The organism is Neisseria sp. P0014.S002, assembly GCF_051958295.1.
In the GTDB taxonomy this organism is placed as follows: domain Bacteria; phylum Pseudomonadota; class Gammaproteobacteria; order Burkholderiales; family Neisseriaceae; genus Neisseria; species Neisseria flavescens_B.
Map to the genome: position 1 here is coordinate 39,687 of NZ_JBQCVO010000002.1, position 12,611 is coordinate 52,297.

The following is a 12,611-nucleotide window of genomic DNA, read 5'->3' on the forward strand; positions in this document are numbered from 1 at the left end:
TTACCTTCATGAAGCCTTCGTAAAGTCTTACTCTATTTTAGGGTTTGGCATTTTTATGGCGATAGACAAACCGCAAAGGCATAATCGGTTTTAATTAAGCAAAAGGCCGTCTGAAACTTTAGCCGCACTGATGCAGAGGCACCCACAATTTTTGCTTTTCGGATTTGTTTTTCTCGTAGCGGTTCCACGCTTTTTCATGAAAATAAAAGACGACGGTATTGACGATGGGTTCGACCAAAGCGACCGCGCTGGAAACGCCGATACTGCCGGTCAAAATATAGGCGACACTAAATGCGACGCTGAAATGCAAAATAGCAAATGTAATGGTTTTAATCATGCTGTTTTCCTGATACATTGATGTTTTAATCGTTACATAATAATGATTATCAACTAACGCGTATATTTTAAATCCTTTATCCTAATTTAGATTTTATAAATCGATATTTTATTTTTGATAGGAATTTTATGAACCCGCTCCATATTGTCGTCCTCGACCGCGATACCCTCGTCAACCGCCCGTTTGACTTTGATTTTCCACATACATTGAGCAGCTACGGCACAACCGAAGCACACGAAACGCTGGAGCGTATCCGCGGCGCGGACATTGTAATTACCAACAAAGTCGTGATTTCCGCCCAAGCATTTGCCGAAAATCCACAACTCAAGCTGATTGCCGTTACGGCGACAGGCGTCAACAATGTGGACGTTGAAGCTGCCAAACAAAACGGCACGGCAGTATGCAATATCCGCGCTTACGGCAATGAATCCGTGGCGGAACACGCGTTTATGATGATGATTACCCTGATGCGCAACCTGCCTACCTACCAGCGCGACGTTGCGGCAGGCTTGTGGGAAAACTCGCCGTTTTTCTGCCATCTCGGCGCACCGATGCGCGATTTAAACGGCAAAACGCTGGCGATTTTCGGTCAAGGCAATATCGGTAAAACGCTGGCAACTTATGCTCAGGCTTTCAAAATGAATGTCGTGTTCGCCGAACATAAAAATGCCCAAAGCGTCCGCGACGGCTATATTTCCTTTGAGGAAGCCATCCGCTCCGCCGATGTCGTGTCGCTTAATTGCCCACTCACGCCACAAACGACCAATATGATAGGCGAAGCCGAATTGCAGCAAATGAAACCCGGCGCCATCCTCATCAACTGCGGGCGCGGCGGCTTGGTTGATGAAGCCGCTTTGGTTGCGGCGTTGAAATACGGCCAAATCGGCGGGGCAGGTTTTGACGTGTTGACACAAGAGCCGCCACGCGACGGCAATCCTCTGCTGAAAGCCCGACTGCCCAACCTCATCGTCACACCACACATTGCATGGGCAAGCCAAGAGGCCGCCAACCGTCTGTTTGACATCCTTTTGGACAACATCAACCGCTTCGTGGCCGGCAATCCGCAAAATCTGGTTTAATCTATGGAAAACCTGTTGATAAGGTTGTGAACAATTTTAAAGGCCGTCTGAAATATTCAGACGGCCTTTATTAATCTTTATTTATTTCATAAAGTTATCTATTAAATGCTTTCAATCGTTTCATTCTTCATTGTGGATAACCCTATAAAAAGGCCGTCTGAAATACTCAGACGGCCTTTTGTTTGCCCAGGCAAATTAAATATCGTATGTGGTTGAAGCGGTATCACCGCCCTTGCCTGTCCAGTTGGTATGGAAGAACTCGCCGCGCGGTTTGTCGGTACGCTCGTAAGTGTGCGCGCCGAAGTAGTCGCGTTGCGCTTGCAGCAGGTTGGCCGGCAGACGCTCGGAAGTGTAGCCGTCAAGGAAGGTAATGGCGGAAGCCATGCAAGGCATTGGAATACCGCACTCAATCGCTTTGGCAACTACTTTACGCCATGCAGGCAGACAGGTTTCCAACACGCCTTTGAAATAAGGATCGGAACCCAAGAAGACCAAATCAGGATTGGCTTCGTATGCGTCGCGGATGTTGCCCAAGAACGCGCTGCGGATGATACAGCCTTCGCGCCACAAGAGGGCAGTATTGCCGTAATTCAATGCCCAATCGTTATTTTCACTGGCTTCGCGGATCAGCATAAAGCCTTGTGCATAAGAAATGATTTTGGATGCCAACAGGGCTTGGCGCAAAGCATCCACCCATGCGGCTTTGTCGCCTTCAATCGGGGTAATGGTTTTGCCAAATAGGCTGTTTGCTTGGGCGCGTTGGTCTTTAAATGCAGACACGCAACGTGCAAATACGGCTTCGGAAATCAGGGTCAACGGGATACCCAAATCGAGAGCATTGATGCCGGTCCATTTGCCTGTGCCTTTTTGACCTGCGGTATCAAGGATTTTTTCGACCAAAGGTTCGCCGTTTTCATCTCTGTAACCCAAAATCGCGGCGGTAATTTCAACCAAATAAGAATCCAGTTCGGTTTTGTTCCACTCGTTGAAGATTTGGTGCATTTCTTCATAAGACAGGCCCAAACCGTCTTTCATGAATTGGTACGCTTCACAAATCAGCTGCATATCGCCGTATTCGATACCGTTGTGCACCATTTTGACGAAGTGGCCCGCACCATCACGGCCGACCCAGTCGCAGCAAGGCTCGCCTTGAGGCGTTTTGGCGGAGATGGCTTGGAAAATCGGCTTAACGGCAGGCCATGCGGCTTCGTCGCCACCAGGCATGATAGAAGGGCCGTGACGCGCGCCTTCTTCGCCACCGGATACGCCGGCACCGATAAAGCGGATGCCTTTTGCCGCTAGCTCGTGTGTACGGCGGGTGGAATCAGGATAGTTGGCATTGCCGCCGTCAATAATGATGTCGCCTTCGTCCAAAAGCGGAACGAGTTGCTCGATAAAATCGTCAACAACAGAACCAGCGCGTACCATCATCATGATTTTGCGTGGTTTCTCTAATTTATCAACCAGATCTTGCAGTGAATATGCGCCGATAATATTGGTATTTTTGGCTACGCCGTTTAAAAAATCATCTACTTTGCTAGTCGTCCGGTTGTATGCAACAACTTTAAAGCCGTTGTCGTTCATGTTGAGAATCAGGTTTTGCCCCATCACGGCAAGGCCGATTACGCCAATGTCGCCTTTCATTTGGTGAAACTCCGTTATTGATTAAATTTATCAAGCGTAACTCTAGCTGATTTACAACTTTTTAACAATCCTTAACTTTTAAATTTTTTGAAAAGATGCCTTTACGTTTCAGACGGCCTTTGCCTTTGGGAAAACAAACTATAAATTAGATTTTAAATAATAAATAGAGGATGATATTGAGTGCTGCCCAAGCTTGTTGACAAGTTTTATTACAAAACTTTTTCAAATACTTAGCTGATATTTTTTGATGAGGATAAAGTATGGTCGGCCTTGTTTGCAGATGTGGGTAAAATTTTTCTGCTGCTTCATTCTGTGGGTAACTTTTTGCCTGTGCACAATCTTAGCTTGTTTTATACTTTTCCAATTGGAACTGATTGACTAGAGAAATAGTCAAATGGTTTTTTATTTCAAACTATTTTCATATTTCCTTTTATTTAAGCAGGGAAAAGGCCGTCTGAAAATATGTCAATAAGGGTGTGCATATGAAGTTTTCCTTTAGTATTAATTTGTTATCCGTTTTGATTTTGGCCGCTTGTGCGCAACAGTCGGTTCAAAAGCCTCAAGTTGCCCTGCCCTCCGTATCTGTGGACAACCATGCGCCGGAGCAAGGAACAGGGCTGACGGAACAGAAATTAATCCGCGCCAAGCATTATATGGCGGCGTCTGCCAATCCGTTGGCGACTGAGGCAGGATACGAGATTTTGAAACGCGGCGGCAGTGCGATAGATGCGATGATTGCCATGCAGACAACTTTGGGATTGGTTGAGCCGCAGTCTTCCGGTTTGGGCGGCGGCGCGTTTTTGGTGTATTGGGACAATAAGGCGAAAAAGCTGACGACGTTTGATGCCCGAGAAACGGCGCCGAAAGCAGCAACACCAGAGCTTTTTTTGGATGAAAACGGCAAACCGATGGGCTTTATGAAAGCGGTGGTCGGCGGCCGTTCGGTCGGTGTGCCGGGGATTCCGAAGCTGCTGGAAGATGTCCATAAGCGTTACGGCAAATTGCCGTGGGTAAGTTTGTTTGAGAAACCGATTACTTTGGCAGAACAAGGTTTTGCCGTTTCTCCGCGTATGGCGAAATCCATCGAGCAAAATTTGGAACCTTTGCAACGTTATCCGCAAACCGCCGCCTATTTCCTGCCTGATGGCAAGCCTTTGGCTGCGGGAACGGTGTTGAAAAACCCTGAATTTGCGCGTTCCGTACGCCTGTTGGCGGAAAAAGGCAGTGCGCCGTTCTATCAGGGAATGCAGGCGCAGAATATTGTCCGTGCCGTTATCGGTGCTGTGGATAATCCCGGCAAAATCAGTATGGCGGATTTGAAAAACTACCGCGTTATCGAACGTAAGCCGGTTTGTGCGCCGTATCGTGAATATGAAGTTTGCGGCATGGGCGCGCCAAGTTCCGGTGCCATCGCTTTGGGCGAGATTTTGGGCGTATTGCAGAATCAGGATATGAAGGCGTTGGGTGCGGAAAATATCCACAGTTGGCGCTGGATAGGCGATGCGTCGCGGATTGCGTTTGCCGACCGCGATTATTATGTCGGCGATCCTGCGTTTGTGAACGTTCCGACCCGCGCCATGATTTCTCAGGCTTATTTGAAACCGCGTGCCGAAGAAATCTACAAGGCTGACAAGGCGTTGGAAACCATTCAGGCAGGCAAGTTCGGCAAGGCATACGCGCAGGGTATGGCGGTCGAGCTGCCGTCCACCAGCCATTTGGTGGTTGTGGATAAAGACGGCAACGTCGTGTCGATGACGACTTCGATTGAAAACGCGTTCGGCTCGGGGCTGATGGCAAACGGCTATCTGCTCAATAATGAATTGACTGATTTCGCTTTCAATCCTGTCGGCGCGGACGGTAAAACCGTTGCCAACAGCGTGGCGGGCGGCAAGCGGCCGCGTTCTTCGATGGCGCCGACCATCGTGATGAAAGACGGCAAGCCTTATCTAGCGGTCGGTTCGCCCGGCGGCAGCCGCATCATCGGTTTCGTCGCCAAAACGCTGGTGGCGCATATCGACTGGGGCATGGACATTCAGGCGGCAATCTCCCTACCAAATATGCTCAATCGCGGCAGCCAATATGAAATCGAGGAAAAAACCGCAGCGGCGGACAAAGCAGCAGCGTTGGAAAAACTGGGCTACAAAGTCCAAATCCGCGATTTGAATTCCGGCGTACAAGGCATTGTGATCGGCAAAGACGGTTTGCTCGGCGGTGCCGACCCGCGCCGCGAAGGCAAAGTCATGGGCGATTGATTTTATCGGTTTGACATGCAAAGGCCGTCTGAACAGCTAGGTTTCAGACGGCCTTTTAGTTTGGGAAAAAATATGGATAAGATGTGTATAAGAATAATGTTAAATTTTAATATTTTTATTTTTCAATAAGATAAAATGGATGGATATGTGGATAATTACTTGTGGAAAACGACATGATTTAGGCCGTCTGAAAGGTTCAGACGGCCTTTTCATTGGACTGCGTTATCTATTTTCTATCAGGCTGCTGGCAGCTCATGAAAAGAGGTGGGCAAGTCTTCGTCATCGGTAAACTCCACCCATTCGTAAGCGCTTTCATCTGCCAAAACGGCACGCAACAGCGCATTATTGATGGCATGGCCTGATTTGTAACCTTCAAATGCGCCGATAATCGGATGGCCGACAATGTACAAATCGCCAATCGCATCAAGGATTTTGTGGCGGACAAATTCATCGGGATAGCGCAAACCTTCCGGATTCAAAACATCCATGTCGTCAATCACGATGGCGTTGTTCAAATTGCCACCCAGTCCGAGATTGTGGGCACGCATCATTTCCACTTCGTGCATAAAGCCGAAGGTACGGGCGCGGGCAATCTCATCGATATAGGATTTTCCTGCAAAATCAATCTCGAAAGTAGGTGCGCTGCGGTTGAATACAGGATGATCAAATTCGATGGTTAAAGTCACTTTAAAGCCGTCATAAGGCGTAAAGCGTACCCATTTTCCGGTTTCTTTGATTTCAACGGGTTTGAGGATTCTCAAAAAACGTTTTTGGGCTTTTTGATCCACCACGCCTGCATCTTGTAAAAGGTAAATAAACGGCAGGCTGGAGCCGTCCATAATCGGAATTTCAGGCGCGTTCAATTCAATCAAGGCATTATCGATGCCGTAGGCAGACAGAGCCGACATAATGTGTTCAATCGTGCCGATGCGCACACCTTTATCGGTAACGATGGTTGAAGAGAGGCGGGTATCATTGATCAAATAAGGATTCAATTTGATTACTTCGCCCATTTCCCCACTTAAATCAGTACGGCGGAACGAAATACCGCTGTTTTCTTCGGCAGGATGCAAAGTCAGAGCGACCCTTTCGCCCGAATGCAGGCCAACGCCGGTAACGCTTACTGATTTGGCTAAAGTCCGTTGCAGCATAATTGCTTCCTTTTAAAAAGTCTGATGGGCAAATGATACGTTAAAAAGGAAAAAACAAGCTATCATTTTTAATAGTATTTGCCAATATGGATGTTTTGCGGGGGGTGAATTTCAAAATTTTAATTATCCACAATAGTATGTGAAATTGAAGTGGGTAATTTGGGTTTTATCCACAGCTAAATAGGAAAACTAAGATTCTATCCTTTTTTATTCCGGCATTCAGTTGAGGTTGGCCTCAAAGATAAAAAGTAACTATCAAATTGGTTTTAAAGAAAGTTATTCCGTTATCCACAGATAGTTTGGTTCTTCATCAAAATCATCATTTTAAAAATTAAAATATTATGATTTGAAGAAAACACTGAATTATCAACACAAAATCGGCAAAATATGGAAAAATAGAACTAAGTTTATGAAAATCATAAACTTATGAAACTTTTAAGATTGAAAAACGGTTTTTATGAAATAAAATATCAAAATCTAGGACTAATCCGATTTGCCTGATATTTTCCTACAAGCAAGAATTTCATGTTTTCTTTATTTAAATCAAACAACTTAAAAGTAATCATCTGTAATCCTAGAAAGTAATTTTATTTCAGGATACAATGGCCTTACTGAAAAATTTTTCCCATTCCATCTAATAGGAGTAGCAAAATGAGTATTAAAGTAGCGATTAATGGTTTTGGCCGTATCGGTCGTCTGGCATTGCGTCAAATTGAAAAAGCCCAAGGTATCGAAGTCGTTGCTGTTAACGACTTGACTCCTGCCGATATGCTGCTGCACCTCTTTAAATACGACAGTACTCAAGGCCGCTTTGAAGGCTCTGCCGAATTGAAAGATGATGTGATTGTTGTTAACGGCAAAGAAATCAAAGTATTTGCCAATCCTAATCCTGAAGAATTGCCTTGGGGCGAGCTGGGTGTGGACGTTGTCCTCGAATGTACCGGTTTCTTTACCAGTAAAACCAAAGCTGAAGCCCATATCCGTGCCGGTGCGCGCAAAGTTGTGATTTCTGCTCCTGGCGGCAATGATGTAAAAACCGTTGTGTACGGCGTAAACCAAGATATTTTGGACGGCAGCGAAACCGTTATTTCAGCCGCTTCTTGTACGACTAACTGTCTGGCCCCTATGGCTGCGGTATTGCAAAAAGAATTCGGTATTGTTGAAGGCCTGATGACCACCATCCACGCTTATACCGGCGACCAAAACACCCTTGACGCGCCACACCGTAAAGGCGACTTCCGCCGCGCCCGTGCCGCTGCCTTGAATATCGTACCGAACAGCACCGGTGCCGCGAAAGCTATCGGCTTGGTTATTCCTGAGTTGAACGGCAAACTTGATGGCTCTGCCCAACGCGTTCCTGTTGCTACCGGCTCTTTGACCGAACTGGTTTCTGTTCTCGAACGCCCTGTTACCAAAGAAGAAATCAATGCAGCCATGAAAGCTGCCGCCAACGATGCTTTAGGCTACACTGAAGACCAAATCGTTTCTTCCGACGTTATTGGTATCGAGTACGGCTCACTTTTCGATGCAACTCAAACCCGCGTGATGACAGTTGGCGACAAACAATTGGTAAAAACTGTTGCTTGGTACGACAATGAAATGTCTTACACTTGCCAATTGGTTCGTACCTTGGAATTCTTTGCCAGCAAAATCTAAAGGATAACAGGCTGAATTAATCAGTCTGTGGATAATTAAAAGGCCGTCTGAACATTTCAGACGGTCTTTTGTTTGTAGATAAATTTAATTTGCAATCAGATTGTGGATAGTTTAATCACTGTGGCACATTTGTTTTCTATCCTAAACTGCACTTCATAATCCGCAATATTCATTACATAAATCCGTTTGGGAATATCTTGATAGGCAGGGCGAGGATCTTGGGCGATGCTTTGCTCAATGAGGTGTTTTTCTTCTGTGGATAAATGTTCCGCAAGCGTACTTTCTGCCCAGACTACGCTCAATTCTTCAGGTTTGCCGCTGACAAAGCCTGATGATGCGTCAGGTTTGGATTCGACAAACGGGATGTAGGGTTTGATATCCACTACCGGAGTACTGTCCAACAGGTCTGCACCGCTGCAATAGATGCGGACAGGTTTGCTTGTTTCGATGCGTTCGAGTTTCAGTAGGGATAAACCGAGATGATTGGGGCGGTGCGGGCTGCGCGTGGCAAATACGCCCATTTTTTGTTTGCCTCCAAGCCGTGGCGGACGCACCATTTGCGCCCAACCTTCATCCAATACGCCGTGGAAAATAAAATTTATCCACACATAGTCGAAATCTTCTAAGCCCCGAACGCTGTCTGCGGTAAATTCAGGAGTGAGTTCAATGCAAATTTCTGCTGCAGGAACCAAACCGGGTTGGCGGGCAATGCCGAATTTTTGTTTGTAGGGGGAATGAACGGTTGCAATAGGCGTAATCGAATAGGACATAATTTGTGGATAAATATTCTGTGCAAACCGTCATCATATCACAGATGTTTTCCCACATTTTGCGGTAGTAATTTGTTATAATACAAAGCATTTATTCCAAATGTCCGTACATTGGCAATAAATGCTCAATTTGAATAATATAAAATAAAATCAATAGGTTAAATTAATCCATGATTGTTTCTATCGATGTAGATGCACAAAAAACGTTTACGCCTTTGTGTCCGAAAGAATTGCCTGTTGCCGAAGGTCATCTGATTGCGGATGAACTCAATGCCCAAGCTGCATTGGCGGATTTACGCGTGATGACGAAAGATGCGCATCATGCAGTGGCAAAATGGCTTGTGGATAACCCTGTTGATATGTTGAAACCGACGGGTTTACCCGATGCGGATTTGACTTGGGTGTCGCATGCGATGGTTGGAACATATGGCTATGAATTGTTGGATGGCCTGCCTTCAGCCAAAGAATATGATTATTGTGTTTGGAAAGGCGTTGATCCTGAGTTACATCCCTACGGCGCATGTTTTCACGATATTGAAGAAAAGCTAAGCACAGGTTTGATCGAATGGTTGCGCTGTCAAAATGCAGATACAGTCATTGTCGGCGGTTTGGCAACGGATTATTGTGTGAAGACAACGGTTTTACAGTTGCTTAAAGGCGGGGCTTGGAAAGTCATCGTCAATCAGGCAGCTTGTCGTGGCATTGCTCCGGAAACGGTTGAATCTGCATGGCAGGAAATGCGTTCTGCCGGGGCTATTATTTTAGAAAATGCCGAAGAAATAAAAAAATACATTAACAATCAATAAATTATATTTAAAATTCCGTTGTTTCACGTGAAACATTTTTCAAAATATGAAGATTTTACTTGTCCGCTTGTCCAGTATGGGCGATTTAATTCATACGTTGCCCGCAGTTGAAGATTTGGCGCGACAATGTCCTGAGGTAGAACTGCATTGGCTGTGTGAGGCAGGGTTTGCAGATATTGCCTGCTTGCATCCTTTTGTCAAAAAAGTTCATGTAATGAAATGGCGGCAATGGCGCAAACACCTTTTTCAGGCTGAAACGTGGTGTGAAATAGGCCGTCTGAAAACAGATTTACAGGCTGAATCTTTTGATTTTGTTTTAGATAGCCAAGGACTGATTAAAAGCGCATGCTTTGCCAAAATGGCGAAATCCCCTATTTACGGCTTGGATAAACACAGCGCGCGTGAAAGTTTGGCTGCCCTTGCATACAGTAAAACGTTTGCCGTACCGAAAGGCAAAAATGCGGTTTGGCGAAACCGTGAATTATTCGCCCGAGTATTTGGTTATACAATGCCTGAAACGCAGGTATTTGGTTTGTTGGTTCCTGAATCAGGCCGTCTGAAAAATTTGCAATTCCCTTATTACGTTGCTTTGCATGCAACCAGTCGCGACAGTAAATTATGGCCGGTAGAACACTGGCGTGCATTATTGAAAAAGTTGAATGAAGAACAACAATGCAGTGTATATCTGCCGTGGGGAAATGAAACCGAAAAAATGCGTGCCGAACAGATTTCAAGCGATTTACCGTTTGCTTCGGTTTGCGACAAAATGAATTTATTACAGGCTGCATTTTTATTGAAAAACGCAGAGGGTATTATTGGCGTAGATACCGGATTGCTGCATCTTGCCAATGCCTTGGAAAAGCCTGTTGTAGGAATTTATACAGATACAGATCCGGCCAAAACCGGCGTTCAAGTTTCGGCTTATGCAAAAAATTTAGGCGGTATTGCTCAAATTCCCAATGTTGACGAGGTTTATCAAACCTTGATGGATTGTGTTGCAGCATACGATAAATAATTGCTGGGGAGTTGGATTTATTTTCTGAGTAAATGCTTTAGAAATGATATAATTCCGCTCTATTTGCCAAGATTTATATAAATTTGGTTTTATTATGTTGGTAAAACCGAATTGGATTTTATATAAAGAATGTATCAAAAGCAGTATGCTTGATTTGATGGACATTCTTTTTAGGAGAATTGAATGAAAGCACTGGTCGCAGTAAAGCGCGTAGTGGACTACAACGTCAAAGTTCGTGTGAAAGCCGATGGTTCCGATGTGGACATCGGTAATGTCAAAATGTCGATGAACCCGTTTGATGAAATCGCGGTAGAAGAAGCTGTCCGTTTGAAAGAAGCCGGAAAAGTAAGCGAGATTGTTGCTGTTTCTTTTGGCGAGAAAAAATGTGAAGAGACGTTACGTACTGCTTTGGCGATGGGTGCCGACCGTGCGGTTCATGTTGAGACTGATGCGAAGTTGGAGCCTTTGGCCGTTGCAAAATTGCTGAAAGCTGTTGCGGATAAAGAAAATCCGCAAATTTTACTGCTCGGTAAACAGGCAATTGACGATGACGCCAACCAAGTTGCCCAAATGTTGGCGGCCTTGTTGAATGCGGCTCAAGGTACTTTTGCATCAAAAGTGCAAATTGAAGGCGAAGAGGCATTGGTAACCCGTGAAATTGATGGCGGCGAAGAGACTGTTGCGTTGAAGCTGCCTGCGGTCATCAGTGCAGATTTGCGTTTGAACGAACCACGCTTTGTCAAACTTCCTAATATCATGGCGGCAAAGAAAAAACCTTTGGAAAAGTTAAGTCCTGCCGATTTGGCTGTGGATATTTCTCCGCGTTTAAATACCGTGAAATTTGCCGAACCTAAAGCACGTCAAGCCGGTGTGAAAGTGGCTGATGTTGCCGAGTTGGTTGAAAAGCTGAAAAACGAAGCCAAAGTGATCTAAGGAGTATGAAATGAGCGTATTGATTATTGTGGAACATAATAACCAACATTTGAATCCTGCTATTTTGCATGCGGTCACGGCTGCCTCTAAATTGGGTAATGTAGATTTATTGGTTGCCGGCAGCAATGCTGCTGCGGTGGTTGAAGAGGCAAAAAAAGTTGCAGGCGTAGCGAAAGTTTTAGTAGCCGATGCGCCCTATTACGCTGAAGGTTTGGCAGAAGAATTAGCGCCTTTGGTTGTTAAACTGGCTGCGGATTACCGCTATGTGGCTGCGACTGCAACTGCGTTTGGTAAAAATCTTCTGCCACGAGTAGCTGCCCTATTGGATGTGCCACAAGTTTCGGATTTAACCGAAGTTGTGGATAACTCGATATTTGTCCGTCCGATTTATGCCGGTAATGCTTTTGAAACCGTTCAATCCAATTCTGAAAAACTGGTGCTGACTTTCCGTGCAACCGCATTTGATGCTGCCGGACAAGGCGGTAATGCAGAAGTGGTCAATGTTGAGGCAACGCCTGCTCAAAACCTGAGTCGTTTCGTAAACCGTCAACTTTCCCAGTCTGACCGCCCTGAATTGACTCAGGCAAAAGTGATTGTTTCCGGTGGACGTGCATTGGGCAGTGCTGAAAAATTCAATGAAGTGTTGACTCCATTGGCGGATGTTTTGGGCGCTGCGATTGGTGCTTCCCGTGCAGCAGTAGATGCCGAGTATGCGCCAAACGATGCTCAAGTTGGTCAAACCGGTAAAGTGGTTGCGCCGCAACTGTACTTTGCTATCGGTATTTCCGGAGCCATCCAACACGTTGCCGGTATGCAGGACAGTAAAGTGATTGTTGCCATCAACAAAGATGCTGACGCTCCGATTTTCAATGTGGCAGATTACGGTTTGGTTGGTGATTTGTTTGAAGTTGTGCCTCAATTGACTGAAGCACTGAAAAACTAATGTTTCACGTGAAACGTTCAGACGG

At 45.5% G+C, this 12,611-nt stretch carries 11 protein-coding genes; 7 read left to right on the plus strand and 4 right to left on the minus strand.

Annotated features, from left to right (window positions below; genetic code table 11):
- Positions 1-118 precede the first annotated feature (118 nt).
- Positions 119-337, minus strand: a complete 219-nt coding sequence (locus ACTHSX_RS02460; RefSeq protein WP_070826381.1) for a DUF2061 domain-containing protein — start codon at positions 335-337, stop codon at positions 119-121.
- Positions 338-465: 128 nt separating this feature from the next.
- Between ACTHSX_RS02460 and ACTHSX_RS02465 the strand changes: the two genes are divergently transcribed.
- Positions 466-1,416 (plus strand): D-2-hydroxyacid dehydrogenase, encoded by a 951-nt coding sequence (locus ACTHSX_RS02465; protein ID WP_440376714.1) that lies wholly within the window; start codon positions 466-468, stop codon positions 1,414-1,416.
- 195 nt (positions 1,417-1,611) lie between these two features.
- Here ACTHSX_RS02465 and gnd read toward each other — a convergent pair whose 3' ends face one another.
- Complete coding sequence (gene gnd / locus ACTHSX_RS02470) at positions 1,612-3,060, minus strand: decarboxylating NADP(+)-dependent phosphogluconate dehydrogenase (RefSeq protein WP_440376715.1); 1,449 nt, start codon at positions 3,058-3,060, stop codon at positions 1,612-1,614.
- Positions 3,061-3,542: 482 nt separating this feature from the next.
- On the opposite strand from gnd, the gene ggt reads away from it, so the two are divergent.
- On the plus strand, positions 3,543-5,312 hold the full coding sequence (gene ggt / locus ACTHSX_RS02475) for a gamma-glutamyltransferase (protein ID WP_440376716.1): 1,770 nt from the start codon (positions 3,543-3,545) through the stop codon (positions 5,310-5,312).
- A 236-nt stretch (positions 5,313-5,548) separates the two neighbouring features.
- Here ggt and lpxC read toward each other — a convergent pair whose 3' ends face one another.
- The gene (lpxC, locus tag ACTHSX_RS02480) at positions 5,549-6,463 is read right to left on the minus strand and encodes a UDP-3-O-acyl-N-acetylglucosamine deacetylase (protein WP_440376717.1); all 915 of its coding nucleotides are present in this window, start codon (positions 6,461-6,463) and stop codon (positions 5,549-5,551) included.
- Between the two features lie 651 nt (positions 6,464-7,114).
- On the opposite strand from lpxC, the gene gap reads away from it, so the two are divergent.
- Positions 7,115-8,119: a type I glyceraldehyde-3-phosphate dehydrogenase gene (gap, locus tag ACTHSX_RS02485; protein ID WP_440376718.1), complete on the plus strand. Its 1,005-nt coding sequence runs from the start codon at positions 7,115-7,117 to the stop codon at positions 8,117-8,119.
- A gap of 95 nt (positions 8,120-8,214) precedes the next feature.
- On the opposite strand, the gene tsaA is transcribed toward gap, so the two are convergent.
- The gene (tsaA, locus tag ACTHSX_RS02490; protein WP_440376719.1) at positions 8,215-8,889 is read right to left on the minus strand and encodes a tRNA (N6-threonylcarbamoyladenosine(37)-N6)-methyltransferase TrmO; all 675 of its coding nucleotides are present in this window, start codon (positions 8,887-8,889) and stop codon (positions 8,215-8,217) included.
- A gap of 170 nt (positions 8,890-9,059) precedes the next feature.
- Between tsaA and ACTHSX_RS02495 the strand changes: the two genes are divergently transcribed.
- The 4 genes from ACTHSX_RS02495 (at position 9,060) to ACTHSX_RS02510 (ending at position 12,586) form a co-directional block, all read left to right on the plus strand.
- Positions 9,060-9,695 carry a nicotinamidase gene (locus ACTHSX_RS02495; protein WP_440376720.1) on the plus strand — a complete coding sequence of 212 codons (636 nt, stop codon included), beginning with the start codon at positions 9,060-9,062 and terminating at the stop codon, positions 9,693-9,695.
- A 46-nt stretch (positions 9,696-9,741) separates the two neighbouring features.
- Complete coding sequence (waaC, locus tag ACTHSX_RS02500; protein WP_440376721.1) at positions 9,742-10,710, plus strand: lipopolysaccharide heptosyltransferase I; 969 nt, start codon at positions 9,742-9,744, stop codon at positions 10,708-10,710.
- Between the two features lie 183 nt (positions 10,711-10,893).
- Positions 10,894-11,643, plus strand: coding sequence for an electron transfer flavoprotein subunit beta/FixA family protein (locus ACTHSX_RS02505; RefSeq protein WP_063076338.1), 750 nt, complete (start codon positions 10,894-10,896; stop codon positions 11,641-11,643).
- Positions 11,644-11,653: 10 nt separating this feature from the next.
- Positions 11,654-12,586, plus strand: a complete 933-nt coding sequence (locus ACTHSX_RS02510) for an electron transfer flavoprotein subunit alpha/FixB family protein (RefSeq protein WP_440376722.1) — start codon at positions 11,654-11,656, stop codon at positions 12,584-12,586.
- The last annotated feature ends 25 nt before the right edge of the window (positions 12,587-12,611 follow it).

Bases quoted from the DNA above. Each gene is read 5' to 3' on its own strand.
- gap (WP_440376718.1), top strand. From the start codon at position 7,115: ATGAGTATTAAAGTAGCGATTAATGGTTTTGGCCGTATCGGTCGTCTG.
- ACTHSX_RS02495 (WP_440376720.1), top strand. From the start codon at position 9,060: ATGATTGTTTCTATCGATGTAGATGCACAAAAAACGTTTACGCCTTTG.
- ACTHSX_RS02510 (WP_440376722.1), top strand. From the start codon at position 11,654: ATGAGCGTATTGATTATTGTGGAACATAATAACCAACATTTGAATCCT.
- ACTHSX_RS02465 (WP_440376714.1), top strand. From the start codon at position 466: ATGAACCCGCTCCATATTGTCGTCCTCGACCGCGATACCCTCGTCAAC.
- ACTHSX_RS02460 (WP_070826381.1), bottom strand. From the start codon at position 337: ATGATTAAAACCATTACATTTGCTATTTTGCATTTCAGCGTCGCATTT.
- tsaA (WP_440376719.1), bottom strand. From the start codon at position 8,889: ATGTCCTATTCGATTACGCCTATTGCAACCGTTCATTCCCCCTACAAA.
- gnd (WP_440376715.1), bottom strand. From the start codon at position 3,060: ATGAAAGGCGACATTGGCGTAATCGGCCTTGCCGTGATGGGGCAAAAC.
- lpxC (WP_440376717.1), bottom strand. From the start codon at position 6,463: ATGCTGCAACGGACTTTAGCCAAATCAGTAAGCGTTACCGGCGTTGGC.
- waaC (WP_440376721.1), top strand. From the start codon at position 9,742: ATGAAGATTTTACTTGTCCGCTTGTCCAGTATGGGCGATTTAATTCAT.
- ACTHSX_RS02505 (WP_063076338.1), top strand. From the start codon at position 10,894: ATGAAAGCACTGGTCGCAGTAAAGCGCGTAGTGGACTACAACGTCAAA.
- ggt (WP_440376716.1), top strand. From the start codon at position 3,543: ATGAAGTTTTCCTTTAGTATTAATTTGTTATCCGTTTTGATTTTGGCC.